The sequence below is a fragment of the Aquitalea magnusonii genome, assembly GCF_003202035.1.
Lineage (GTDB): Bacteria > Pseudomonadota > Gammaproteobacteria > Burkholderiales > Chromobacteriaceae > Aquitalea > Aquitalea magnusonii.
In genome coordinates this window covers 37,602-62,777 of record NZ_QJKC01000013.1, presented here as the reverse complement: position 1 = coordinate 62,777, position 25,176 = coordinate 37,602, and the positions used below count along the sequence as shown (strand labels likewise).

Sequence of the window (25,176 nt, the reverse complement as noted above, 5' to 3'; positions counted from 1 at the left end):
TCTCCTTAGAGCATTCGGGGGCGAAGTTGCTGACCTTGACTAGTTATCGTCACCCGGTTTGCGAACTTTAGCCCCCTGCCTGCTTTTTTTTGACAACTAGCCACTCAAGGCGGCAAACCAATCCTCCAGATGGTCTTCCAGCCAGTAATCACGCTCCACCCACCGTCGCAAGGCATCCCCTTCTTGAGCAGCCGCATCAAGGTCATGCACACGTTCACGTATCGCGCTGACCCAAGCAGCGGGATTGTTCGGCACCCGGCAGACAGGTGCGTCATTGGTCTGATAGGGGAAGATATCTGAACACACCACCGGCCAAGCCATGGCACCGTACTCCAGCAGTCTCAAGTTGCTTTTAGCCACATTGAAGGCATTAATTTCGAGAGGAGCCACGGCAAGATCAAGGTTCAGCCGCGCCACTGCGGCAGGATACTGCTCAAACGGAACCGCATGATGCACCTCGGCCACATACGGGCGAAACTGCGGCAAACACATCCCCATGAAAACCCAATCCACTTCGGCAGCAGTTTCCTGTATGACAGACAACAGCAACTCTAGGTCTCCACGGTGCTGAGAGGCACCAACCCAACCTACACGAGGTTTGGCACCGCTGCGACGAGAAGACTGCAATCCACCCCACTTTGCCCTGCTTAAGCGATTAGGGATGACTCGACGATCATCGATCATGGTCTTGGTAAATTCAGCCAGCGGCTCTGTTGATACGATCAAGCTATCAAACAGTTTCAATACCTTGCGCAACCGTTGCTTGGCATCAGGAAAGTAGCGCTTCCAATGATCATGCAAATTGCTCTTCTCGGGAGTTGCTCCAATCAAGTCGTCGATACCAAACACAAAACGCATCCCAGGCAAAAATTGTCGATAAGCCTGCAATGCCTCATAAATGGCATCATTTATACCCGTATGTAGCAACAGGGTATCAGGAGAGATGCGAGCCATCTCCGCAATCGAAAGGATGCCATGTGAAGGTTGCACAATTTCACCATCCAGCTTGCCTGCTTGCTGCAAAGCAGAAAGAGGCTGGCTAAGACGATACTCACCGCTTCCCCCGACAACAGGCAGACCCAACACACGCTTGCGCCCATGTATTTTTTTATCCCAGGACACAATTCGGCTCACCTCAACTTCCATCTTCCTTTCACGCAGAGATAGATGTCGGTTATAAGCGGGATCATGTGCCATCATGGGCAACCAGCGCTGCAGTATCGTTTCACGCTCATCGCGCTCACGTACCGCAGCCTCCAGCAATACACGTGGATCACTAGTCGTACGACAAATACTTTTGCCATGATGGTGATATAGGACAACAAAGGGGTTGTAAACATTGCGCAACCCTTTTTCCTTGAGCTTCAAGCACAAGTCGACATCATTAAAGAAAACCTTAAGCTTTTCAGCATCCATCCCACCGACAGCAAGATAATCTTGCTTATTAACCAACAAGCAGGCTGCAGTAAGCGCAGAATAATTTTGCATCGTGAGTGCACGATTCAAATAGCCACCATCACTGAAATCCGTGCCTTCAAATACATGATCGGCTACCCCATGCATGGAACCAGGAACGCCAAGCAAAATGCCTGCATGCTGTATCTTCCCTACTTCGGGGTACAAAAGACGGGCACCGACTGCACCAACGCCAGGCTGCTGCGCAATAGCAAGCAGACGCTCAAGCCAGTTATCAAAAATGATTTCCGTATCATTATTAAGCAGCAAGATATACTCACCACAAGCCGCTTCAACACCACGATTACACTGCTCAGAGAAATTAAAACTCTGGTTATACTCGATCAGTTTTACACGCCCTGGATAGCGCTGCAAAAGAGAAGCATAATACTCATGTGACTCTTCATCCTCAGATTGGTTATCGACCAAAATGAGTTCAAAATTTTGATACCCTGTTTTATTGAACAGACTATCCACACACGGAACCAGAAACTCCAACTTGTCCTTAGTCGGGATAATTACACTAAGAGATGGGTTACCAGACAATTTATATTCGAAATGATAAGTACCTGGGACCAAACCCTCCGTGACTTCAGCATTTATGCCATGGATGCTTGCATGATCCTGAAGGGCTACAAGGCGTGATGCAGCAGCCAACGGTCGATTTGCAGCTTGCTGCCATGGCAGGGAAAGCAGCATGTCATCGATGTGGACGACGGTATTAGCATCGTTAGTACCCATCAAGCGGAGCAAAACGTCATACTGATAAGCATCAGGAAAAGCTCTAAAGCCACCAATACGTGCCAAATCAGGAACCGAGAAGGCAACCGCACTTCCGATGTAATCCATTGAAAGCAAATATTCTGGCGAAAAATCAGGTAAGAATTTTGGAAGGAAGCGCTCTCCCATTGGGGATACGACATCATGGTCACAGTAGATCGCTTTCGCTGATAAGTTAGCAGCTGCAGCTTCACCAAACTTCAACAAGGCCTGAGGTTGTAAACGAAAACCCGAAGAAAGCAAAAAACACCAGTCTGCAGGAATATCAGCTATCACCCCATTTACTGCAGAAATTAACAACTCATGATCTTCAACACTCTCTATCTGCAACCAGCCTAATTGATTATTGTTTTCAAATATGGCATCCGGCTGAGGTGTATCCGAAATAACAATGAGGCGCCAGTGTGGGTATAACTGGCTCTGCATATTTTCGAAACTTTCCGCCAAACGATGCAGGTCATGCGCCTGAGCAATGCATAGAATATTAAAAACTGGCTGCTTGGGCCAATCTATCATCATTCTCTCTGCCAATTGCTCAACATGTATCTCGCGGAAATTATACTTCTTTAACCAAAGACGATAACGATGAATCTCGTTCAAGTCACACCCAGTCAATGGCGCAATATTGACTTTACCCCAAGCCGCAGGTTGTGAACGGCGCAATAAAGGTGGCAAAGCTGAATTCCAAATGCTGAAAATAGCCGGCATGGCATCATCGAGAAGACGATATCTCATGATATGCTCACGAGACAAATCCACTTGCCTCATGCGAAGCGCTTCGTCCTCAATCAATGACGAAATAGCAGTAAACCAAGATTCAGTATCATCATCGCAGACGGTTGCCAAGCCAGTTCCTTTCAGCCAGCTGTACGCAGGAACATCTGCCACCACTGCCGCAGCTCCTGCGACGGTGTACTCCATCCACTTCAGGTCTGACTTGCCTTCGTTAAAATCGCCTTGACGCAATGGGGCAATGCCAATGTCAATCTTCAGGTTTGATAGTTGAGGAAGATAATCCGAATACGGCAAAAACTGGGCGATGTGACTTGCCCCCTTCTTCCCAACCATTGCCTCAGGAACATCGCCCCAGAATACAAACCGCACCTGCCCTGCGTATTCATAATAAATACGCATTAACGCCTTTGAAATGCTTTCCAGATCTTTTTTGTGAGTGCCCGTTCCAGCAAAACCAATTGTAACAACATCATTATTTCTATTTACTACAGCAGGCAAGCGTGCTCTAGCCAACCGGTTAGGCACAACCGATATATTATTATTATATTTTGCAAATTTTTTTGCCAAAGCCTCCGTAGCCGTAATAATTGCTGCGCAATGCGGTAACAACCATTCAACAACAGGGAAAAGAGTATTAAACTCTTCATACATCGGATGACTCTCCGGCATACCTATCAACCAATCATCCACCTCATAAATAATTGGCTTGCCAGAATCCACAATCTTCTGCAGCAAAGGCTTGTACGCTGGCGAAGGAAATGCCCTCTGCACGACAAACATATCCGTAAAAGCAATAAGCTCTTCATCATTTTCGAATGGAAATTGTCCATTCGGCATCAGCTGTGCAGAATTTTTGTAGAAAAATGTTTCGAACACAGGGCTCATCATCTGCAATACATCGCCCAATCGCAAACGAAAGCAAGCTGCATCCAATCCATCACGAGTGAGGATGCAAACCCTAGGCTTTTTGTTAATTACATCAAGTAGATGATGCTGAAGCTTACCCTGATTCATAAACAACCCACCTAAAAATTTAAAGGGTTAAAAATATATAAAACATATACCAGATATAAAAATTGATCAGTTTCACATCACAATGTGACGCAATTCGTTTATATCAGTTAATATTTGAAGTGCACGATGTTTCCATTGATGACCTGTACGAACCTTTTCCAGCGCACTGCGACCCACCTCAACCAGCTGCTTTTCTCGACCGATCCAAAATGACAAATCATCGGAAATGGATTCCATTTCATACTCAATATAGTCAATTCCTGCCGTGAAATTTGACTCAATATCATCTACATTACCATGCGAGTTCTTATTGACAAAAACCACCCCTGAACAGGCCATGATATCAAGAACCCGAGAATGCATACCTAGCGCACCATTATGTATATTAAAACGGGTAGCTCGATACACATCGGCCAACTCACTTGACCAGCAAAGATTTCTTTTATAAAACGGCTTAAATTTAGGCCACCTTTCCCACTGCCCAGGACCATAAATCGACAGCTGCAAGCCTGCCGATACAACCCCCTCAGCCACTGCAAATCTATCATTCATTCTTGGCAGCTCAGTATCCATCAATAATAATAACCAATGGTTACCAAAATGTTTAATCACAAAATCATCATCAACATTCAAACCAAGCTTCTGATTCAATTCAGTAGTTATAAAATGATACACATCTCGTACGGAGTGCTTAGCAACTGACACCTTGTAATAATTCATCAGCCGATCAATAAGATAACCTGCCGTGACCGGCGACTTGCCAGAACAAGACAGTACACTCATTCCGAGAAATTCATCATAGACACTCAATGGCTCAGGTATATAGCCACAGATACTAGCTGCGGACTCATTAGTAATTGTGTCACATGGATAATATTGATCAATATCGACACCTGTCTTAAGCAAGGACCATGATAAAAGCCCACCAAGACGCGATTCCAACGCAAAATACTCAGGATTGAGTAAAAAATAGGTTATTTCACTGCCACCAAAATTTTGGTCATAACAATGTGATTTCTTATCTCCGCTTCTATCATCAATGTACCAGGAATCATGTATCCACCCAATATGGATGACCTCAGAAGGAATAATACCGCTCTGATTCCTGGTCTTATTAATCTCAAACACAACAGTAGGCTGCAATCTGGCTATCTCCGCCACAACCACAGCCTCGCCATTCGCCCAGTCAATTACTTTGCAATCGACGCCCACTTGCTGAAAGCCTTTCAATAAAGAAAGACCAAGGGAAAAATAGTAGCTTGCGCGTGAATTAACAAGTAAAATTAATCTATCAGACACAGCATACCTCACAATAAATACCAAACTATTAAAATGAAGCCTACCTTGACCTTTAGTCCCACCATTAAAAACAAGCAACAGCATCAATGCATAATGGTGCACAATCCCTTATTATCATAGAGAACTGCACTATTCTGCATAGAGTCGGCTGAAACAATACTGCAAGTGACAATATGCCACATTCCTAATTGTCATCTACCTCCAATAGTAGCCGATAATACATTGCTACTCACAAAACAACTAGCAAACAATCAAACGACATCATGCCTTCCATTGACAATCAATAGCTTAAATTAATTTAAATTAAATAATTTAAAATATGGCGCAAAACTTAACTGCCTTTGCTGCTTAAGTTTTACCCCGATTTGACGATAAAAATTCATCATCCTACTCAGCTACAACAAGGACACTCCATGCGAGTACTGGTTACAGGAGCCGCAGGCTTCATTGGCAGTCATGTCTGTGATCTGCTGCTTCGAGAAGGACACACAGTCTTGGCCCTTGATGACCTCTCGACAGGCACTGAACGTAACTTGGCTGGTTTCATCGACCACCCGGAATTTCAATTCATATGCGCTGATATCCGCGAACGACAGCTGATCAGAACATATTTCCATGGTGTCGATTGGGTCATTCACCTGGCTGGACGATCGGATATCGTCCCATCTATCGAACAACCTGAAGACTATTTTGATGTCAATGTCAACGGTACGCTCAATGTGCTGCAGGCCGCCAAAGAACATGGCATCCAACGGTTTGTTTATGCGGCCTCATCCTCCAGTTACGGCATTCCTGATAGCTATCCGACCAGTGAACAAGCTGCTTTACAACCCGAATATCCGTATGCATTAACCAAGGCCATGGGGGAGGAATTGGTACTGCATTGGGCCAAGGTTTACCAATTGCCAGCCCTGTCACTTCGACTGTTCAACGTCTACGGCCCACGCTCTCGAACCAGTGGAGCTTATGGCGCGGTATTTGGTGTGTTTCTTGCACAAAAGCTAAAAGGTTTACCATTGACAATTGTAGGGGATGGATCACAGACACGTGACTTCACCTTTGTTACAGATGTCGCCAATGCCTTCATTGCTGCTGCACGCTCTAACATTTGCGGCCGAGCGCTCAATGTGGGTAGCGGTAACCATTACAGTGTCCTCTACCTGGCTCAGTTACTTGGAGGAGAGCACATTTTCATTCCCAAGCGCCCCGGCGAGCCAGACTGCACTTTCGCCGACACCAGACTCATACAACAAGTCCTGGACTGGAAACCGAAGGTTAGCTTCGAAGAGGGCGTCAAAATCATGCTATCGTCCATACAAGACTGGTCTGACGCCCCTGTCTGGACCGCTGAATCGATTGATAAAGCCACGAGATCCTGGTTTACCCACCTGGGAAGTCAACATGCTGACAGATAACTTCCTCATATACAGCCAGCAGTTTCAAGGCATTTTGGCGCAAGCACAGGCTACGGATGGAAACAATATTCCCATGAGTATTGAACATTCCTTGCAACGCACCAAAGAAGTGCTGCTATCGGTGCGCGCCGAAGGAAAAGATGTCTATCTGTTAGGAAATGGTGGTAGTGCTGCATTGGTTGCCCACGTACAAACCGATCTGGTCAACAAGTGCAGGTTGCGTGCTCATGTTTTGCAAGAGCCATCGTTGTTGACATGCATGAGTAATGACTATGGATACGCTAACGCGTATCAGGAGTTAATAAGCAGATACATCAGAAGCGGCGATGTCGTACTGGCTGTCAGCAGCTCTGGTCAGTCTGCCAATATTCTACAGGCCTGTGATAGCGCGCTAGCAAATGAGGCTAACATTATCACCTTATCAGGCTTTTCGGCCAATAACCACCTTAGAAGTAAAGGCATGATCAACATCTGGTTGCCTTCTGACGATTATGGCATGGTTGAAGTCGGCCACCAGCTTATTTTGCATTATCTTTCGGACTCACTTGCAGAAAATTAAAATGAGCACTGAAAAAATCAAGACTCTTGATGAGTTGGCACACATTACCGAACAACTCAGAAGCTCCGGACAAAAAGTCATTCATTGCCACGGCACTTTTGACTTGATGCACACCGGTCATATCAAACACCTGCAATTAGCCCGAAGCTTGGGCCATGTGCTAATTGTGACGATAACATCAGACGATTTTGTGCGAAAAGGGCCAGGCAGACCAGTCTTCTCTGAGTTATTGCGCGCCGAAAATCTTGCAGCCTTATCTTGTGTAGATTTTCTTGCCATCAGCAACGCAGAGACAGCCATTTTAGCGATAGAGAAAATAAAGCCATTCCTCTACGTTAAAGGAAGTGACTATGCGGATCCCACTAAAGACACTACAGGTAATATTTCGCTTGAGATTGAAGCGGTCAGATCCAACGGTGGAGATATCTACTTTACCGATGAAATTACTTTCAGCTCAACCAAGCTGCTAAACACCCATTTCGATGTATTACCTCAGGATACTCGTCTTTTTTTAGAGCAGTTTAAACAAACCAGCCCTCTCAGTTCATTCCTTGAGCATATCCAGTCACTCAAATCGCTTAATGTGCTTGTGATAGGTGATACCATCATCGATGAATATCACTATGTCCACACTTTAGGGCAGACCGGCAAGGGAACCTCATTAGCAGTACGTCACCAAAGTGAGGAAAGGTTTGCAGGTGGTGCGGTTGCAGTGGCAAACCACATTGCAGGATTTACCCAAAACGTGACTTTGCTGACGGCCCTGGGAAAAGATGATGGCATTGACTATATTAAATCAAAACTGAAATCCAATGTCACACTAGAATACCGACATTTTCAAAATGCGCCGACACTGATTAAACGGCGCTTTGTTGATCAGGATCTGCAGCGGCTATTTGAAGTCTATTTTGGTGGTGAAGAAGAAGACAATCCAGATCTTGAGCAAGATTTCTGCTCCTGGATTGAGCAATATGCCAATGACTATGATTTGGTCATTGTGCCCGACTTCGGGAATGGCATGATCAGTAAGAAAATGGCAAAAACCATTTCGCATCATGCCCGTTTTTTAGTGGTCAATACACAGATCAATAGTGGAAACCGCGGATATCACATTATTACTCGTTATCCTAAAGCGGATTTTATTTGTCTGAACGAGCCTGAAGCACGCCTGGCAACCCATGACCGGCAGTCACCACTAGAAGATGTTGCCATGGAACTATTGACTCGACTGGATAGTCGAGCGGTAGCCATTACCAGAGGCCTCAAAGGTGCATTAATTGTTGACAAGCAAAGTACGCTGGCAATACCGGCGCTATCTTCACATGTAGTCGACCGTATCGGTGCGGGTGATGCCTTTTTATCACTCGGTGGTTTATTCATGGCAGTAACAGACAGTACCCCCGCAGCAGTGTTAGCTGGCAGCATTGCCGCAGCCCTGGATGTTCAGATTGTTTGCAACAGAGAACCGGTTGATCCTGTCTTGTTTGCCAAATACGCCACTACCTTATTGAAATAGGGCCAAATGCCATGGATGCCTTCCTGATTGACAGCCATAAATTGATTTATCATCCGAAACGGGTGGCCGACTTACTTGACACTGGTGACGATTGGGAAAAGGCCAAGCAGATCTATCCCATCTATATGGAATTATCACCTGTTGGCGCATGCAATCATCGCTGTACCTTTTGTGCGGTAGACTATATTGGTTATAAATCCAGCATGCTGGATTACTCCATACTTGAGCAGCGACTTCCTGAAATGGGTAGTCTTGGTGTAAAAAGCATCATGTATGCAGGGGAAGGTGAGCCCTTGCTGCATAAAAAAATCAATGACATTGTCGCACTGACCAAAAAATCCGGAATTGATGTTGCCTTTACGACAAATGGCGTCCTGATGAATCAGGAGTTTATTGAAAAATCCCTGGATAAAATTTCCTGGATAAAAATATCGTTAAATGCGGGCAATGCGGCCTCTTATGCTGCAATTCATAAAACCCGCGAACGTGATTTCATCCGCGTATTAGAAAACATCAAACGCGCGGTTGCTTTCAAACATGAGAACAATATCAACTGCACAATCGGCGTGCAGGCTTTACTTCTCCCGGAGAACGCCGCCGACATGTTGGAATTGGCACGCATCTGTCGAGATGAGATCGGCTGCGATTACCTTGTAATCAAACCATATTCCCAGCATCTTTTCAGTGAGACACATCAATACGAGAGCGTGGACTATCAGCCCTACCTTGATATGGAAGCTGAGCTTGCAAAATTCAATACAGAACGCTTTCAGCTGATTTTCCGAAGTCATACCATGCACAAATACATGGAAGACCCTAAGCAACGCTACCAGAAATGTCATGCAACGCCATTTGTTTGGGCTTATATCATGGCAGATGGTCGTGTTTATGGTTGCAGCGCTTATTTGCTGGATAAGCGTTTCGAATATGGAAACATCAATGAAAGTAGTTTTCAAAGCATTTGGCAAGGTGCACGCAGACAGGAAAACTTCCATTATGTACGGGAAAACCTGAACATTCAGGATTGCCGTCGTAACTGTCGCATGGATGAAGTCAATCGCTATCTTGATCGACTGATTAACAATAATGTTCCACACGTCAATTTCATCTGAGACATCATGAGCCTTTCTACCCTCTTTCTTGAGCAGATGTTATTGATACGGCGTACTGAAGAGGCCATCGCAAGGCATTATCCAGAACAGAAGATGCGCTGCCCGGTACATCTATCGATTGGTCAAGAAGCCGCCGCAGTTGGTGTCTGCGCAGCGCTTGAAGCGACGGATCTGGCTGTCAGCACGCACCGTGCTCATGCACACTATTTGGCCAAGGGGGGAGATCTTGACGCCCTTATCGCTGAGCTACACGGCAAGTCCACAGGCTGCTGCGGGGGCCGAGGTGGCTCAATGCATTTGTCTGATACCAAAGTTGGCTTTGTCGCCAGTACGGCCATCGTAGGTAACAGCATTCCTGTTGGTGTTGGATTGGCGCTCTCGCTAAAGCAAAAGCGCAGTGACCGGATAAGTTGCATTTTTTTAGGGGATGGTGCAACCGAAGAAGGGGCATTTTATGAAAGTGCCAATTTTGCCGTAGTACGGAATCTCCCTGTGCTGTTTGCATGCGAGAACAATTTTTACTCTGTCTATAGCTCGCTTGATAAAAGACAACCAAAAAACAGATCCTTGGCCGAATTGGCAAAGGCCATCGGCCTAAATACTGTCGTTGTGGATGGCAACGATGTGGAAGCTGTTCACACCGCTACAAATGCGGCTATCAGCGCGATCCGGAATGGGCTGGGCCCTTATTTCATAGAAATGCCAACCTATCGCTGGCTTGAACACTGTGGCCCTTATGATGATGATCATCTTAATTACCGACCACATGGGGAACTGGCCTATTGGAAAAGTCGGGATCCGATTCAGCAGCTCATCGAACGATTACAGCTTTGTGCTGAAGATTTGAATACCATGGAAACCAAAATCGCGCATCGCATTGATGTTGCTTTCGCAAAAGCCGATACCGCTCCGTTTCCTGATCCTTCTAGTGGCATGGACGGCATCTACGCAACGGTTTTGGGGCCGCAATTATGAGCATGATGAATGCCGCACAAGCCATCAATGAAGCCCTGCATATCGCCATGCAGCATGATCCTGCAGTCATCTGCTACGGTTTGGGTGTAGATGATCCCAAGGCAATTTTTGGCACGACCGCCGGCTTGCAACAACAATTCGGCACAGATCGCGTTTTTGACATGCCCACTGCGGAAAATGGCATGACGGGCATCGGCATTGGTGCTGCAATTGGTGGCCTGCGTCCAGTGATGTGCCATCAGCGGCTGGATTTTTTCCTGCTTGCCATGGATCAGCTCGTCAATAATGCCGCAAAATGGCACTACACCTTTGGTGCGGAGCATAAGGTGCCGTTGACCCTGCGCCTCATCATGGGTCGTGGCTGGGGTCAGGGTCCTACCCACTCGCAGAACCTCCAGGCTTGGTTTGCCCACGTTCCAGGCTTGAAGGTGGTCATGCCCTCCAGCGCAGCAGATGCCAAGGGCTTGCTCCTTTCTGCGATTTTTGATGATGATCCAGTCCTTTTTCTTGAGCACCGGTGGATACACCCTGCTACCGAAGATGTTCCCGTTGGTGACTACCGTGTACCGCTTGGCAAAGCACATACGCTGCAAGCGGGTGATGCCATCACCATCGTGGCCATGTCCTATCTGGTCACGGAAGCCCGCCATGCTTGCCAGGCACTGGCAGAGGTTGGCATTCATTGCGAATTGATCGATTTACGCAGTATCAAACCCTTGGATATGGCAACACTGGAAGCGTCCGTGGTCAAAACCGGCCGACTGCTGGTACTGGATAGCGGGGCTGCAACATGCTCTGTAGCCGGGGAAATCATTGCCCGTATCTGCATGACACACTGGTCAGCACTACGCTGCGCCCCTCGGCGGCTGACAGCGCCAGATTGCCCAGAGCCAACAAGCTATGGTCTGAGTCGAGCCTTCTACACGGAGGCTAAAGATATCATTACCAGCGTGGGAGAAATGCTGGGACTTGAGTCTCTGCCCCTTGAGGCCCTGCCACCACCACGACTTCATCATGACGTGCCCGGGGATTGGTTTACCGGCCCCTTCTGAACTGCACATAAAAGGAAACAGCATGAGCGATAACAAGCCTAAGGAAGGGATCAACCGGTTCGGTCAAAAAACCACCACCATGATTCCTGATGAAGCCCCCCTGGCACGCAACCCCGGCCATAAACTGCGCACATCCAATGTCATTGTCAATCGGAAAGCACTGGCAGAGCCAGAGGACTTGCTTGACAGTCGCCAACTGAGCCAAAGCAGTGGGCAGAAAATTGAGTTTTATAAGGAAGGCAGCCAGGTTGGTGTCATTCGGCTTGCCGACGAAGAGGAAACTGCCGTACCAAACCAGTTCACCGGGCCAAGTTATCGCAACAAGGCTGAACGATTCCGTTTCGATGGCCACAAGATGCTGCACCATCTGGATCGCGTCCTGGCCTGGCAAAATGGAGAACGCTTTGCACCCATTCATATCGATATGGGTCTGACCAAGTTTTGTAATACTGCATGCATTTACTGCTATGCCGTAGTGCAAAACATGACCAAAGGAACAATGATCGGTCGAGAGGCACTGCTATCTTATATTCAGGACTGCGGCAAGCTGGGCGTACGCTCTATCGGGTTTATTGGCGATGGCGAACCGACCTTGAATCCTGCACTCTATGATGCGACGGTGCTTGCCAGTGAATTAGGCATTGATACCTCGATGGCCACCAACGGTCTGCAGCTGGATATGGATCGTGCCCATGACTTGCTAAAGAATATGAGCTGGATCCGTTTCAATCTATCCGCAGGGACGCGAGAGGGATTCCGCCGTGTACATCAATCCAGAGAGGAAAATTTTGATCTGCTGATTGAAAAAATACGTGCGCTGGTTCAGATCAAAAAAGAATATGGCTACAAGTGCACAATTGGTCTGCAAATGGTTTTGATACCTGAGTGTTTTGACGAAGTCATTCCTGAAGCAATGCTTGGCGCAGAGCTGGGTGTTGACTACTTTGTCATCAAGCACTGCTCTGACTCGGAATACAAAGAGATTGGCATCAACTACGATGAATATCTTTCCGTTACTGATGTATTGAAAAAGGCTGAAAGCCTTTCCACACCAGACTATGTGGTGCAGGCGAAGTGGAATAAAATCAATGCTGCCGGTGAATCTTCCTTGTATAAAAACGGATTCCGAAAATACGACGTCTGTCATGGCACCCCATTTTTACTACAGATATCCGGGAATGGAAAAATCTATCCCTGCGGCCCATTTTTCAACAAGGAAAGGTTTTACATCGGCGACCTACACGAGCAATCCTTCTTTGATATCGTGATGGGTGACCGGTATTGGGCGGTGCATCAAGATGTAGCCGCATCAGTCGATGTCCATAAAGATTGTGCAATTGGCTGCCGTCAAGATTATGTCAACAAGTTCCTGTGGGATCTGAAAAACCCACCCGAGCACGTCAACTTTATCTGACGCTGACAATGCTGCCTCAATTTTAAACAAGTTATTGGACTAAAATGATCTCGATTATTATACCGGCATATAATTATGCTCGCTTTTTACCCAGCGCAATCAATAGCATCTTGCAACAAAACATCAACGACGTTGAGATTATTATCTGTGATGATTGCTCTACCGATGAAACACAATCCATTTCCGAGACATATGCGAATGCCGATTCGCGTATTACTTATGTAAAGAATGAAATAAACCTAGGTGCCACCTGCAATATCAATCAAGGCATAAAACGGGCAAGCGGCGACTATGTAGTGCTGCTTGGCGCAGACGATATGCTGGTGCCCAATAGTCTGCAAAAACTCAAAGATGTTTTAGACCAGCATCCGGAGTGTGGCTTTGTATTCGGTCGCTACACCATGCTCACCGAGGATGAGAGAAGCATCCCCTTGCAACATCCCGGCTGGTTGACACAGGACTACTTTGCCAGTCGCGATGAGTTACCGGAGCTGCTCAAGTTTGACTGCTACATCAATATTGGTGCCAGCATGTTCCGAAGAAACATACTGGGTAGCGAGGACTTTTTCGATACCAAGCTGTCTGCTTTTGACACAGAGCGCTTCTTCCGTGCCACAGACTGGGACAAGGTAATGAACCTGTCCCTGAAGGGAGTGCAAAGTGCTTTTATCAATAGTGAAATTTCCATCTTTAGACTACATAATCAGCAAGCTTCCTCCGGCGATCGCTATGGACGCTCTGGACTGGCATTTTTTGAACACTCCGTTTTACTGGAAAAATACTTTACTGCTGAAAATGTCGACCGACTTTTGCCGCATCTAGCCGATATTGTTCGCTTATATCAGTCCAAATTTGAATTTTTTGTTCAAAATGCACTACCTGAATTTGAATATCGCAAATCTCTGGCCGAGCAGCGTGCCAATCAATTACTTTCTCACATTGAAAAAGTCATTTCCCAATCGGCACCGCAGACCAAACAACACTTTACCGAAACAGATATATCATCATCACTGCACGATCCCATCGACCCTAACCAGCCATTCTTTAGCATTATCCTGACGACTTATAATCGTCCTCATCTTGCAGTCAATGCCCTGCAAAGCATCGCCAGCCAAACCTACAAAAATTTCGAAATCATCATGGTCAATGATGGTGGACCTGCACAGGAAAATTTGCTTGAATGGCTATGCAAAGATCTGAATATTACGTATGTGCGTCAGCCGAATAGAGGCGTCGCAGCCGCACGAAATCTGGCATTGCGCTTGGCCCGTGGTCAATATGTCGTATATCTTGATGATGATGACCTGATGTACACGCACCATCTGGCACGCTTGCATCACGAGGCTTGTCGCAATCCTGGCGCTTTGGTGTTTGGCAATGCACACTTTATTACCGAGCAGGTCAATTTCGGTCTGCGCGAGGATCAGCGTAAATCGATGATGGCTTGCAAGAAATTTGATTTCAACAGACTGCAAATTACCAACTATATCCCGATCAATGCACTGGCTCACCCCTTGCTGGCTATTGAAAAGGTGGGGGGATTTGATGAAAGTCTGGCTTCACATGAAGATTGGGATTTACTGATACGCCTTTCGCGTACGATTCCATTTGTTCATTTTAATGATACAACGGTACAGGTAAGACGCAGACTAGGGAATGGGCAGGAATATGATTCCCGAACCGTGCAGGCCTGGCAGAACATGAAGCATGATTTTGAAATCATCTACGGCAGATATAGCGATATGGGAATACAAGAAGTGATCGATGCGCGCCGTAAAGTTTTAGCTGCGGATCATCCAACCGCTGCCGGACTGAATTTCAACTGACACAGCATTTCAGACCAAGCCCACAGCGGTAAGCCATATTGCCCGCAGGCAATATGCAGTTACCGCTGTGGCGGTAGGCAATACAACCTTACTCTCTGTTTATGCAAAGAGAGTGTAGAACTGCAGTGACATCATTCATGCCCGCTTCCGCGGTGGCAGGATCAAAATCGACCGTGGCCGTCCCGCCCTTCCCGGCGGCCCAGTTCACCACCAGGCACAGGTGGGCATAGGGCAGGTTCATTTCACGGGCCAGGCAGGCTTCGGGCATGCCGGTCATGCCGACTATATCGGCACCATCCCGCTCCAGCCTGAGGATTTCTGCTGCGGTTTCCAGCCGTGGCCCCTGGGTGCAGGCATAAATGCCCTGATTGAGCGCCGGCTTGCCGCTGGCCTTGACCGCCTCGATCAGCTTGCTGCGCAGGCCATCGTCGTAGGGATTGCTGAAATCGACATGCACCACCGGCCGCTCCGGGCCATCAAAAAAGGTGTGCTTGCGACCCCAGCTGTAATCGATGATGTTGTCCGGCACCACCAGCATGCCCGGTCCCATGTCGGCGCGGATGCCGCCGACCGAGCCGATGGAGAGGATGCCCTTGACGCCCTGGTTGTGTAGCGCCCAGATATTGGCGCGGTAATTGATTTCATGCGGTGCCAGCGAATGGCCATGGCCGTGGCGGGCAATGAACACCACGTTTTGCTGACCGATGCGGCCAAAAGTCAGCGCGCAGGATGGATCACCGTAAGGCGTTCTTACCACCTGGCGATGGGTCACTTCCAGAATCGGCAGCTTGGCCAGGCCGCTGCCTCCGATAATGGCCAACATAGTCGTTCCCCTTGTTATGGCATGGCGTGGATGCAAGTGCCATGCGGCTTGGTTTTGTCGGCATTATGGCTTAAATCGGCTGAGGGGATGAATTGCTTTATCCCGTCTGACAGTCGATTTGCATGGAAAAACGGACGGCAAAGCGTGGCGGCGATCCACCGTGCCAGATCACGCCGTGCCAAGGCTTCAGCTTTGTCCGCGCCACAGCAGCCAGCCGGCCACCACGGCCATCAGCAGCGCAATGGCCTTGCCCACCCAGGCCGTCCAGTGCTGGCCGGTTTCCAGACAGGCTTCTGCCGGATTGGCCGGGTTGTAATACACCCTCACCTGCGCCCCTGCCGGATAGCGTGCCAGGATGGCAGCCACTTCCTGCTGGCTGCGGCTGTAACCGGGATTGGGGAAGCGGCGGTTGCCGGATTGATAGGTCTGACCCTGCACCTGATATCGGTAACGCAGCTGCGGGAAATATTCCCAGGTATTGTCGCGATCCCCCCCGGCATTGACCTGGCGCTGCTCCAGCCGGCTTTCCAGCACGGTGCCGACGGCACTGGGCCAGCTGCCCGAAGCATCCCCCTTGGCCCCCAGCCACCACAGATAGCCGAAGGCGGCCAGTCCGGCCAGCAGCATCACGCTTTGCAGCAGCTTTTCAACCATGCGATACCACCCGGTGACTGCGCCCCAGCCGCCAGCGTTGCAGCAGGCGGTCGAACAGGGCCCAGCCAAACAGGGTGCTGAGCGCCGCCAGAATGAACTGCCCGCTGCCTATGCTGCTGTCACCGGCGCGAATCAGCACGGCACGGGTTGGCTGTTGCGGGTTGTAATACACCACCACCGCCTTGCCGGCGGGAAAGCGGCGGGTGATGTCTTCGGCGCTGCTGTGGTCACCGGGCAGGCCGGCGGCCACTGCGTATAGCTGATCGCCGTGGTACAGCTCGCCGTTTACCGTGTACAGGTATTGCACATAAGGTTCCCAGTGGATCTGGTCGGGGTGCTCGGGCGGGCTGCTGACCAGGATGCGGCTGGACTCGACATGGCCGGGGGCCGGCTGCCAGTGACTGACACTGCGTGCCGGATCCAGCAGCAGATACACCAGCCCGGACAGGCTGAGCAGGAAGGCCAGCATCAGGATGGATGTCTGCAGGCGGGGGGATAGAGGCATGATGATGGATGGTTCAGACGGCGATGCCGGGGCTTTCGAACCAGGTGGCCAGAATGGCCTGGGCCGCCACCTGGTCCAGCGCCGGTTTCTGTTTGCGGCCGCGCACGCCGGCCTCTTCCAGCATGGACTCGGCGATCACCGAAGTCAGTCGCTCGTCCACCAGCCACACCGGCAGGCCGAAGCGGCCCTTGAGCCGATTGGCAAAACGGCGTGCCAGCTGCGTCATCTGGTGCTCGGTGTCGTCCTGATGCATGGGCAGGCCCACCACCAGCTGCGATGGCCGCCATTCGTCGATCAGCTTGCCGATGGCAGCGAAGCGGGCGTCGGTGAGTTCGGTATCGATGGTGAGCAGCGGATGGGCAATGCCCAGCATGGTTTCACCCATGGCCACGCCGATGCGCCGTTCGCCAAAGTCAAAAGCCAGTACGGTTCCCTCAGGCATGGCCGACATCTCCCGACAGCAAGGAGGGATCAAATCCCAGCAGGGACATGGCGGCGTCGTAGCGCAGCTCTGCCGGCAGCTCAAACAGGATGGAAGGCTCGGCCTTGACGGTCAGCCAGCTGTTGTCGCTGATTTCCTGCTCCAGCTGTCCGGCGGTCCAGCCGGCATAGCCCAGGGTGATCAGCATGCGTTCCGGTGCCCGGCCTTCGGAAACGGCAATCAGCACGTCCTTGGAGGTGGTCAGCGCCAAGCCCTCCTTGACCTGCAGGCTGGACTGCCAATGGCCAGCCGGCGCATGCAGCACAAAGCCGCGGTCGGGCTGTACCGGCCCACCAAAGTACACCGACTCGCCACGCAGCGGATCGGTCTCCAGCGGCAGGTCGATCTGCTCGAACAGCTGCGCCATGGCAATGCCGGATGGCTTGTTGACAATCAGGCCCATGGCACCGTGTTCGCCGTGTTCGCACAGGTAAACCAGCGAACGGGCAAACAGGGGATCAGCCATATTGGGCATGGCAATCAGAAAGTGATCGGTCAGCGATAACGGTTCCATGCGGGCATTATGGCACAACAAAGTTGGCAACAGCGCTTGCAAGCATTGCCGCAGATTGACGCTTGATCTGCAGCAAATCCGACCAAATGGCGCCACCCTGATAAAATGCCGCGATTGCTTCATCCACCCTGCGAGGACGCCTTGCGCCTGACCCACGTCAAACTCTCCGGTTTCAAGTCATTTGTCGATCCCACCAGCATTCCGGTCCCCGGCCAGCTGGTAGCGGTGATCGGCCCCAATGGCTGCGGCAAATCCAATGTGATCGACGCGGTGCGCTGGGTGCTGGGCGAATCCAGCGCCAAACAGCTGCGTGGCGAATCGATGCAGGATGTGATTTTCAACGGCTCCTCCACCCGCAAGCCGGTCAGCCGTGCCTCGGTGGAACTGGTGTTCGACAATGGCGACGGCCAGCTCACCGGCCCGTGGGGGCAGTACGCCGAAGTGGCCATCAAGCGCGTGCTCACCCGCCAGGGCGAATCCAGCTACTACATCAACAACCAGCAAGTGCGCCGCCGCGACATCACCGACCTGTTCCTCGGCACCGGCGTGGGCGCGCGTGGCTATGCGGTGATCGAACAGGGCATGATCTCGCGCATCATCGAAGCCCGCCCGGAGGAGCTGCGCGCCTATCTGGAAGAAGCCGCCGGCGTGTCCAAATACAAGGAACGCCGCCGCGAAACCGAACACCGCATTGCCGACACCCGCGCCAATCTGGAACGCATCGAGGACCTGCGTCAGGAACTGGAACGCCAGGTGGAACGGCTGAGCGAACAGGCCGAAGTGGCCGCCCAGTACCACGACCTGCGCGGCACCCTCACCCACAAGCAAAACCTGCTGGCACTGGCACGGCGTGAAGAAGCCAGCCGTAACGAAGCCCACGCCCGCGCCGAACTGTCGCGCATCGAAACCGAAGAAGCCGCCATGGAAGCGGCGCTCACCCATCTGGATAGCGAACTGGAAACCGTACGCGAAAGCCACTACGCGGTGAGCGATGCGGTGCACGAAGCCCAGCAGCGGCTGTTCGAAGCCAATGCCGCGCTGGCCCGGCTGGAAGAACAACAGCGCCACCGCCAGCAAAACCAGGTCAGGGTAGAGCGCGAACTGGCTGCCGCCCGCAGCGAGCGCCAGCAATTGGCCGAAAGCCGCCGCCAGGCCGCCATGGAGCTGGACGACTGGCTGCCACGGCGCGAAGAAGCGCAGATGCGGCTGGAAGAGGCGCAGATGGCGCTGGAAGACGGTGCCGACTTGCTGCCCATGGCCGAAGCCGCATTCCGTACGCGCGACCAGCAACAAGCCCAGCTGCTGGCGCAGCAGGCCAACCTCACCCGCGAGCGCGACCTGGCGCGGCAAAAGGCCGAACACCAGCGCCGCGCACTGGAGCAACTGGCCAGCCGCGAACAAGCACTGCAGCGTGAGCTGACCGAACTCAATCTCCCCGACCACGCCCAGCAGGCGGCCGCACAAGCCGAAGTGGAGCGGGCGCGCTCGGCGCTGGACGCGGTACGCGCACGGGTGGTGGCCGATGAGGCCAAGCTGGCTGACCTTGCCTCGGAACGGGAAAAACTGGACGAACAACTGGCCAGCCAGCGCGCCGAACTGGCGCGGGCCGAAGCCGAAGTGGCCGCCCTCACCGCCGTACTGGAACGCGAGGCCGCTGGCGAAAAGCTTGCCGACTGGCTGGAACAACAGGGCCTGAGCCATAGCCCGCAGCTGTGGCAGTCGGTGCAGATCGATCCGCACTGGCAAGGCGCACTGGAAGCCGTACTGGGCGAACGGCTGACTGCGCGTGCCGCCCAATGCACAGCACAACCGCCGGCGCTGCTGACCGTGGTGGATGGCCAACAGCCCGCAGCCAGCGCCAGGCAGCCCTGGCCGCGCCTGCTGGAGCAGATCAGCGCCAGCGCCCCATTCGACGCGGCACTGGCCGACTGGCTGGACGGCGTGTATCTGGCCGATGACCTGGAGCAGGCCATCGCCCGCCGCGGGCAACTGCAGGCCGGCCAGTGCCTGCTTACCCCGCAAGGCCACCGGGTCAGTGCCAGCAGCATCAGCTTTCACAGCGAGGCCAGCGGCGCCGGCGTCATGCTGCGCAAGCAGCAACTGGAAGCCGCCCACCGCCGCCAGCAGCAATTGGCACCGGACATCGACACACTGCAAAAGCGCCGTGAATCATTGCAAAGCATGAACGGCATGCTGGCCGAAGCCGTCAGGGCACAAAAAGGCTCGCTCACCCGGCTGGAAGCCGAGCTCAATGCGGTGACACTGGAACACGTCAAGCTGGACCAGGCGGCCCGCCAGGGGGCGGCGCGCCTGTCCTTTATCGAGGCCGAACGCCTGCGCATCCGCCAGGAACAACAGCAGGCCGCGCTGGAAATCGAAGAAGGGGAGCTGCTGAGTGAAGAGTCGGCCTTGACGCTGGAAGAGCTGACCGTGCAGCTGGAAGAAGTGCGGCTGGAGCGGCTGAATGCCGAAACCGGCCTGCAACTGGCCCGCAACAAGACCCGCGATGCCGAACGCCAGCTGCATGAAATCCGCCTGGAACTCAACACCGCCGAACAGAAAGCCGGCGAACTGGCGCGCCGCGCCCGCGAGCTGGACGAACGCGACCAGCAGCTGGCCGAGCGGCTGGAAGCCCTGGCCGAAGAAGCCGAAACCGTCGACGACACCGTACCGGAAGAGGCCATGCAACAGGCGCTGGAACAGCGCGAACAGCACGAAGCCGCACTGGCCGCCACCCGCGACCGCCTGAACGGCCTGACCGAACAGCTGCGCCAGCTCACCCAGCGTCAGCACGAGGTCAATGCCGCCCTGCCGGCCCTGCGCGAGGGGCGTTCCGACTGGTTGCTCAAGCATCAGGAAGCGCGGCTGGCGATGGAGCGCTTTGCCGAGGAACTGAAAGAAGCCCAGGCCGACGAGGCCGCGCTGCTGGCCGATCTCACCGATGCCATCAAGCCCAATGCGCTGGCCGCGGAAATCGCCCGCCTGGCGCGCGCGCTGGAAGGGCTGGGGGCGGTCAATCTGGCCGCACTGGAAGAACTGGAAGAAGCGCGCAAGCGTGGTGAATATCTGGGCAGCCAGGCCGAAGACCTGAACCAGGCCATGGCCACGCTGGAAGAAGCCATCCAGAAGATAGACGGCGAAACGCGCCAGATGCTGCAAAGCACCTATGAAGCGGTCAATGGCAAGATGCGCGAGTTTTTCCCCACCCTGTTCGGCGGCGGCCGCGCCGAACTGGTGCTGACCGGCGAAGACCTGCTCGACTCCGGCATGCAGATCATCGCCCAGCCGCCGGGCAAGAAAAACAGCACCATCCACCTGCTGTCCGGTGGCGAAAAGGCGCTGACCGCCATGAGCCTGGTGTTTTCGCTGTTTTCGCTCAATCCGGCGCCGTTCTGTCTGCTCGACGAAGTGGATGCGCCACTGGACGATGCCAACACCAGCCGCTTCTGCGATCTGGTCAAGCAAATGTCCGAACGTACCCAGTTCCTCTATATTTCGCACAACCGCCTCACCATGGAAATGGCCGAGCAACTGGTGGGCGTGACCATGCAGGAACAGGGGGTCAGCCGCATCGTGGCGGTGGATATTGTCGAGGCGCTGAAGATGCGCGAAATTGCATGACGCATCTACGCAAGTTTCAGCATGGCGCAGTTGATGCATCGCAATCTATGCTCTGACCGTGGCGCTCATACTGCGCGACTTGCGTTGCCATGACGCGCATTCTGACTTCTTCGAGACCTCGGGCATGACGGTAAGCATCAAGCGCTGGGAGCCGGAAAACATCATTTTCTGGCTGACCCGCGGCCGCAGGATTGCCAACCGCAATCTGCTCCTTTCCACCCTCGCCCTGCATCTGAACTTTAATGTCTGGATGATGTGGAGCATCGTGGTCAGCCATTTGCCGGCCATCGGCTTTGCCATGACAGGCCAGCAGCAGTTTCTGCTGGTCTCCATCCCGCCGCTGGTGGGCGGCATCATGCGGCTGTTTTACGCCTGCATCTGGAGCTGGGTGGGCGGTGGCACCTGGCTGGGCATTTCCACGCTGTTCCTGCTGATCCCGGCCTTGGGCGTGGGCTGGCTGGTACAGGACATCAGCGCGCCCTTCCCCCTGCTGTTGCTGGTGGCTGCCTGCTGCGGCATTGGCGGCGCGGCGTCGTCGTCACACTTGTCCAACACCAGCTTTTTCTTTCCCAAATCTGCCAAGGGTTTTGCCATGGGGCTGAATGCCGGCATGGGTAATCTGGGCGTGTCCGTGGTGCAGATCGTGGTGCCGCTGGTCATCGCCGTTCCGCTGTTTGGCAGCCTGGGCGGCGCACCGCAAATCTGGGGCCGTGGTGCGCAGGTGCATCCCATCTGGCTGCAGAATGCCGGCTATGTCTGGATCATCCCCATCCTGCTGATTACCACCCTCTGCCTGCTGTATGCACACGACCTGCCCAAGCTGCGGCTGACCCTGCACGACCAGTGGCTGATGATGAAGGAGCGCCACACCTGGTATATCTGCCTTTTGTATCTGAGCAGCTACGGCACCTTCATCGGCTTCTCCGCCGCCTTTCCGCTATTGGCCCACGCGCTGTTTCCCCTGGTGGATGCCACACCCTACCTGTTTCTGGGGCCGCTGATCTGCGCGCTGGCGCGGCCCATTGGCGGCTGGTGCGGTGACCGCATCGGCGGCGGCATCACCACGCTGGTCTGCAATGCGCTGATGGTGGTCGGCACCCTGCTCATCCTGGCCAGCCTGCCCGGCGAGCTGGATGGTGGCAGCTTCAGCCTGTTCCTGTGCGCGTTTTTGCTGATGTTCTTTGCGGCCGGCGTGGGCAATGGCTCGTCCTACCAGCTGTCACCCAAGGTTTTCCTGCTCGAGGCCGGCCGGCAGGCCAAGGCCAGCGGCGAGACCATTGCCGCGGCCTACGCGCGTGGCGGGCGGCGCGGCGTGGCGGCGATGAGCATCAGCTCGGTCACGGCCACGCTGGGCGGCTTCTTCATCCCCAAGGCCTTTGGCAGCGCACTGGACTGGTTCGCCAGCTTCGTGCCCGCCTTCATGCTGTTCCTGGTTTTTTATCTGGTGTCGATGGCGGTAGCCTGGTGGCAGTACGCCCGCCCGAGCGCCAGCATGCGCTGCTGAGTCCCGGCATGCCACGATTGCCCTCCCCGTCCCTGTCCAGCACCCTGCTGCTGTCGCTGCTGCTGCATGCCGCGCTGCTGGGCTATGGCCACGCGCGGTGGCCGGCAGCACCCGCTGCAGCGCCGGCAGCAGGCGGCCTGCAGTTACAGTTACAAAGGATGCCGGCGCAGCTGCCGCAGACGCAGCACACCAGCCGCCCGCCATCCAGGCATGTGCCGACAGCCACGCAGCCCGTGCTCACTACCCCGCCCACAGCGACACCCGCCCCACGCCTGGCGGCGAACCGCCAGACACAGCAGATCATGGCCGGCCCGCCACCCGCCACGCCGCCCGCCAGCCAGTCCGGTGATACTCCAGCCGCCGGCACGCCGGGCAAAGCCGCCAGTGCGCCGGCGGCCAGCGACGCAGAAAATCATCCCGCGCTATATCACACCGCCTACCTGCACAACCCGGAGCCACCCTATCCGGAGCGCTCGCGTGAACTGGGCGAGCAGGGCCGGGTCCTGCTGCGGGTACGGGTCAGCCCGGAAGGCCGCGCCAGCCAGATCGACATCGTCGACAGCAGCCACTCGCGCCGATTGGACGAGGCGGCCCGCGCCGCCGTTGCCGACTGGCGCTTTGTACCGGCCCGCCAGGATGGCACGGCCATTGCCTCGCATATTCTGGTGCCGATCAGCTTCAGCCTGCAGTCGCGCTGAGCACCCCACACAATGAAAAAGCCCGCATGGGCGGGCTTTTACAGGCTACAGCAACCGTTGGCTTACTGCGCCTTGACGGCTTCGATGGTCACTTTCAGGGTGACATCATCGGCAATCGCCGGCAGGAAGGTCTTCATGCCGAAATCGCTGCGCTTGATGGTGGTTTCGGCATTGGCGCCGTAAGTTTCCTGGCCGCTCATCGGGTTCTTGCCGCCACCGAAGTTGGTCACGGTCAGGGTCACCGGCTTGGTCACGCCCAGAATGGTCAGGTTGCCGTTAACAGCAGCCAGCTTGTCACCGGCAAACTTCAGGTCGGTCGACTTGAAGGTGATGGTGGGGAACTGGGCCACATTGAAGAAATCCTTGCTCTTCAGGTGGGTGTCGCGAGCCGCCAGGTAGGTTTGCAGCGAGTTGGTATCGATGGTGATGTCAACCGCACCCTTCTTGGCTTCGGTATCCAGCACCACACTGCCGGCAGTCTTGGTGAATACGCCGGACTGCACCGAGAAACCAAGGTGACGCACTTCGTATTGGGCCACGGTGTGGGTCGGGTCCACGCTATAGCTCACCGGGGCGGCCAGGGCGGCGCCTGCAAAGGCCGAAAACGCAACAGCGAACAGGGCTTTCTTCATCATGACTTAACTCTCCTGAGTGTTATTTGCCGGCCGGAATGGCCACTTTGAACTTGATCTGCACTTCATCGGCCACGGTGCCGGTATCGGCCCAGTCGCCTTCACCAATCTTGTAAGCCAGCCGCGATACCGGCAGCACGCCTTCCACCACGGTGAGCGCACCTTCCTGACGGGCAGTGAAGGGCGCCGTCACATCACGGGTATTGCCCTTGATGGTCAGCTTGCCCGCCACCTGCAATTTGCCACCGCCCAGGTTCTTGATGCTGCTGCTGACAAAACGGGCCGACGGGAATTTCGCTACATTGAACCAGTCGGCTTTTTTCGCCTCGCCCACCGCTTCGGCCGTCGGCAGGCTGATGCTGGCGGTGTCGATGCTGATGTCGGCCTTGCCGGCTTCCGGTTTCTTCAGGTCCAGCAGCACGGTGCCGCTGAATTTCTTGAAACTGCCGGTCACCGGCACATTCAGCTGCTTCATGGTGAAATTGATCTGGCTCTTGCCTGTGTCCAGCGGCGCGGCCTGCAACAGCGGGGCGACCAGCAGCAATGCCGCAGGAATCAGTCTCAGTTGTTTCATGCTCGTTCTCACTTCAGC

At 53.3% G+C, this 25,176-nt stretch carries 20 protein-coding genes; 11 read left to right on the top strand and 9 right to left on the bottom strand.

Annotated elements, in window-relative coordinates; translation table 11 throughout:
* Positions 1-96: 96 nt before the first annotated feature.
* Together DFR38_RS14360 and DFR38_RS14355 are read right to left on the bottom strand one after the other, a co-directional pair.
* Positions 97-3,984, bottom strand: a complete 3,888-nt coding sequence (locus DFR38_RS14360) for a glycosyltransferase (protein WP_239688489.1) — start codon at positions 3,982-3,984, stop codon at positions 97-99.
* 72 nt (positions 3,985-4,056) lie between these two features.
* On the bottom strand, positions 4,057-5,367 hold the full coding sequence (locus DFR38_RS14355) for a glycosyltransferase family protein (protein ID WP_082693227.1): 1,311 nt from the start codon (positions 5,365-5,367) through the stop codon (positions 4,057-4,059).
* A 329-nt stretch (positions 5,368-5,696) separates the two neighbouring features.
* Here DFR38_RS14355 and DFR38_RS14350 point away from each other — a divergent pair, with 329 nt between their 5' ends.
* From DFR38_RS14350 to DFR38_RS14315, 8 genes are read left to right on the top strand one after another with little or no spacing between them, the layout of a single operon-like run.
* Positions 5,697-6,698, top strand: a complete 1,002-nt coding sequence (locus DFR38_RS14350) for an SDR family oxidoreductase (protein WP_059284348.1) — start codon at positions 5,697-5,699, stop codon at positions 6,696-6,698.
* Positions 6,685-7,257: a D-sedoheptulose-7-phosphate isomerase gene (locus DFR38_RS14345; RefSeq protein WP_059284347.1), complete on the top strand. Its 573-nt coding sequence runs from the start codon at positions 6,685-6,687 to the stop codon at positions 7,255-7,257. Before DFR38_RS14350 ends, DFR38_RS14345 begins: the two co-directional genes overlap by 14 nt.
* 1 nt (position 7,258) lies before the next feature.
* The gene (locus DFR38_RS14340; protein WP_059284346.1) at positions 7,259-8,773 is read left to right on the top strand and encodes a PfkB family carbohydrate kinase; all 1,515 of its coding nucleotides are present in this window, start codon (positions 7,259-7,261) and stop codon (positions 8,771-8,773) included.
* An 11-nt stretch (positions 8,774-8,784) separates the two neighbouring features.
* Positions 8,785-9,885, top strand: a complete 1,101-nt coding sequence (locus DFR38_RS14335) for a radical SAM protein (protein ID WP_059284345.1) — start codon at positions 8,785-8,787, stop codon at positions 9,883-9,885.
* Positions 9,886-9,891: 6 nt separating this feature from the next.
* Positions 9,892-10,860: a thiamine pyrophosphate-dependent dehydrogenase E1 component subunit alpha gene (locus DFR38_RS14330; RefSeq protein WP_059284344.1), complete on the top strand. Its 969-nt coding sequence runs from the start codon at positions 9,892-9,894 to the stop codon at positions 10,858-10,860.
* A 2-nt stretch (positions 10,861-10,862) separates the two neighbouring features.
* Positions 10,863-11,912, top strand: coding sequence for an alpha-ketoacid dehydrogenase subunit beta (locus tag DFR38_RS14325; protein ID WP_204377376.1), 1,050 nt, complete (start codon positions 10,863-10,865; stop codon positions 11,910-11,912).
* Positions 11,913-11,934: 22 nt separating this feature from the next.
* On the top strand, positions 11,935-13,326 hold the full coding sequence (locus DFR38_RS14320) for a radical SAM protein (protein ID WP_059284342.1): 1,392 nt from the start codon (positions 11,935-11,937) through the stop codon (positions 13,324-13,326).
* A gap of 44 nt (positions 13,327-13,370) precedes the next feature.
* Positions 13,371-15,152 carry a glycosyltransferase family 2 protein gene (locus DFR38_RS14315; RefSeq protein WP_059284341.1) on the top strand — a complete coding sequence of 594 codons (1,782 nt, stop codon included), beginning with the start codon at positions 13,371-13,373 and terminating at the stop codon, positions 15,150-15,152.
* 88 nt (positions 15,153-15,240) lie between these two features.
* On the opposite strand, the gene DFR38_RS14310 is transcribed toward DFR38_RS14315, so the two are convergent.
* The 5 genes from DFR38_RS14310 to DFR38_RS14290 all read right to left on the bottom strand — a co-directional run bounded on the left by DFR38_RS14310 (position 15,241) and on the right by DFR38_RS14290 (position 18,129).
* Positions 15,241-15,975, bottom strand: coding sequence for an S-methyl-5'-thioinosine phosphorylase (locus DFR38_RS14310; protein WP_059284340.1), 735 nt, complete (start codon positions 15,973-15,975; stop codon positions 15,241-15,243).
* Positions 15,976-16,161: 186 nt separating this feature from the next.
* On the bottom strand, positions 16,162-16,629 hold the full coding sequence (locus tag DFR38_RS14305; protein WP_059284339.1) for a DUF3592 domain-containing protein: 468 nt from the start codon (positions 16,627-16,629) through the stop codon (positions 16,162-16,164).
* Positions 16,622-17,134: a DUF3592 domain-containing protein gene (locus DFR38_RS14300; RefSeq protein ID WP_082693226.1), complete on the bottom strand. Its 513-nt coding sequence runs from the start codon at positions 17,132-17,134 to the stop codon at positions 16,622-16,624. Before DFR38_RS14300 ends, DFR38_RS14305 begins: the two co-directional genes overlap by 8 nt.
* Positions 17,135-17,147: 13 nt before the next feature.
* Positions 17,148-17,585: a Holliday junction resolvase RuvX gene (gene ruvX / locus DFR38_RS14295; RefSeq protein WP_059284337.1), complete on the bottom strand. Its 438-nt coding sequence runs from the start codon at positions 17,583-17,585 to the stop codon at positions 17,148-17,150.
* The gene (locus tag DFR38_RS14290; protein WP_059284336.1) at positions 17,569-18,129 is read right to left on the bottom strand and encodes a YqgE/AlgH family protein; all 561 of its coding nucleotides are present in this window, start codon (positions 18,127-18,129) and stop codon (positions 17,569-17,571) included. Before DFR38_RS14290 ends, ruvX begins: the two co-directional genes overlap by 17 nt.
* Positions 18,130-18,234: 105 nt before the next feature.
* Here DFR38_RS14290 and smc point away from each other — a divergent pair, with 105 nt between their 5' ends.
* The 3 genes from smc to DFR38_RS14275 all read left to right on the top strand — a co-directional run bounded on the left by smc (position 18,235) and on the right by DFR38_RS14275 (position 23,952).
* Positions 18,235-21,750, top strand: a complete 3,516-nt coding sequence (smc, locus tag DFR38_RS14285) for a chromosome segregation protein SMC (RefSeq protein WP_244909910.1) — start codon at positions 18,235-18,237, stop codon at positions 21,748-21,750.
* A 124-nt stretch (positions 21,751-21,874) separates the two neighbouring features.
* Positions 21,875-23,254, top strand: a complete 1,380-nt coding sequence (locus DFR38_RS14280) for an MFS transporter (RefSeq protein ID WP_110313560.1) — start codon at positions 21,875-21,877, stop codon at positions 23,252-23,254.
* 8 nt (positions 23,255-23,262) lie between these two features.
* Positions 23,263-23,952 carry an energy transducer TonB gene (locus DFR38_RS14275; RefSeq protein ID WP_146215984.1) on the top strand — a complete coding sequence of 230 codons (690 nt, stop codon included), beginning with the start codon at positions 23,263-23,265 and terminating at the stop codon, positions 23,950-23,952.
* Positions 23,953-24,014: 62 nt separating this feature from the next.
* Here DFR38_RS14275 and DFR38_RS14270 read toward each other — a convergent pair whose 3' ends face one another.
* Both DFR38_RS14270 and DFR38_RS14265 read right to left on the bottom strand, forming a co-directional pair.
* Positions 24,015-24,587 (bottom strand): YceI family protein, encoded by a 573-nt coding sequence (locus DFR38_RS14270; RefSeq protein ID WP_059285278.1) that lies wholly within the window; start codon positions 24,585-24,587, stop codon positions 24,015-24,017.
* Between the two features lie 19 nt (positions 24,588-24,606).
* On the bottom strand, positions 24,607-25,158 hold the full coding sequence (locus tag DFR38_RS14265) for a YceI family protein (protein WP_233170463.1): 552 nt from the start codon (positions 25,156-25,158) through the stop codon (positions 24,607-24,609).
* Between the last annotated feature and the right edge of the window lie 18 nt (positions 25,159-25,176).

Excerpts from the sequence above, each read along its gene's own strand:
- DFR38_RS14290 (WP_059284336.1), bottom strand. The coding sequence starts at position 18,129 with ATGGAACCGTTATCGCTGACCGATCACTTTCTGATTGCCATGCCCAAT.
- DFR38_RS14350 (WP_059284348.1), top strand. The coding sequence starts at position 5,697 with ATGCGAGTACTGGTTACAGGAGCCGCAGGCTTCATTGGCAGTCATGTC.
- DFR38_RS14320 (WP_059284342.1), top strand. The coding sequence starts at position 11,935 with ATGAGCGATAACAAGCCTAAGGAAGGGATCAACCGGTTCGGTCAAAAA.
- DFR38_RS14355 (WP_082693227.1), bottom strand. The coding sequence starts at position 5,367 with ATGCTGTTGCTTGTTTTTAATGGTGGGACTAAAGGTCAAGGTAGGCTT.
- DFR38_RS14330 (WP_059284344.1), top strand. The coding sequence starts at position 9,892 with ATGAGCCTTTCTACCCTCTTTCTTGAGCAGATGTTATTGATACGGCGT.
- DFR38_RS14270 (WP_059285278.1), bottom strand. The coding sequence starts at position 24,587 with ATGATGAAGAAAGCCCTGTTCGCTGTTGCGTTTTCGGCCTTTGCAGGC.
- DFR38_RS14265 (WP_233170463.1), bottom strand. The coding sequence starts at position 25,158 with ATGAAACAACTGAGACTGATTCCTGCGGCATTGCTGCTGGTCGCCCCG.
- DFR38_RS14315 (WP_059284341.1), top strand. The coding sequence starts at position 13,371 with ATGATCTCGATTATTATACCGGCATATAATTATGCTCGCTTTTTACCC.
- DFR38_RS14335 (WP_059284345.1), top strand. The coding sequence starts at position 8,785 with ATGGATGCCTTCCTGATTGACAGCCATAAATTGATTTATCATCCGAAA.
- DFR38_RS14360 (WP_239688489.1), bottom strand. The coding sequence starts at position 3,984 with ATGAATCAGGGTAAGCTTCAGCATCATCTACTTGATGTAATTAACAAA.
- DFR38_RS14280 (WP_110313560.1), top strand. The coding sequence starts at position 21,875 with ATGACGGTAAGCATCAAGCGCTGGGAGCCGGAAAACATCATTTTCTGG.
- DFR38_RS14345 (WP_059284347.1), top strand. The coding sequence starts at position 6,685 with ATGCTGACAGATAACTTCCTCATATACAGCCAGCAGTTTCAAGGCATT.
- DFR38_RS14305 (WP_059284339.1), bottom strand. The coding sequence starts at position 16,629 with ATGGTTGAAAAGCTGCTGCAAAGCGTGATGCTGCTGGCCGGACTGGCC.
- DFR38_RS14310 (WP_059284340.1), bottom strand. The coding sequence starts at position 15,975 with ATGTTGGCCATTATCGGAGGCAGCGGCCTGGCCAAGCTGCCGATTCTG.
- smc (WP_244909910.1), top strand. The coding sequence starts at position 18,235 with ATGCCGCGATTGCTTCATCCACCCTGCGAGGACGCCTTGCGCCTGACC.
- DFR38_RS14300 (WP_082693226.1), bottom strand. The coding sequence starts at position 17,134 with ATGCCTCTATCCCCCCGCCTGCAGACATCCATCCTGATGCTGGCCTTC.
- ruvX (WP_059284337.1), bottom strand. The coding sequence starts at position 17,585 with ATGTCGGCCATGCCTGAGGGAACCGTACTGGCTTTTGACTTTGGCGAA.
- DFR38_RS14325 (WP_204377376.1), top strand. The coding sequence starts at position 10,863 with ATGATGAATGCCGCACAAGCCATCAATGAAGCCCTGCATATCGCCATG.
- DFR38_RS14340 (WP_059284346.1), top strand. The coding sequence starts at position 7,259 with ATGAGCACTGAAAAAATCAAGACTCTTGATGAGTTGGCACACATTACC.
- DFR38_RS14275 (WP_146215984.1), top strand. The coding sequence starts at position 23,263 with ATGCCACGATTGCCCTCCCCGTCCCTGTCCAGCACCCTGCTGCTGTCG.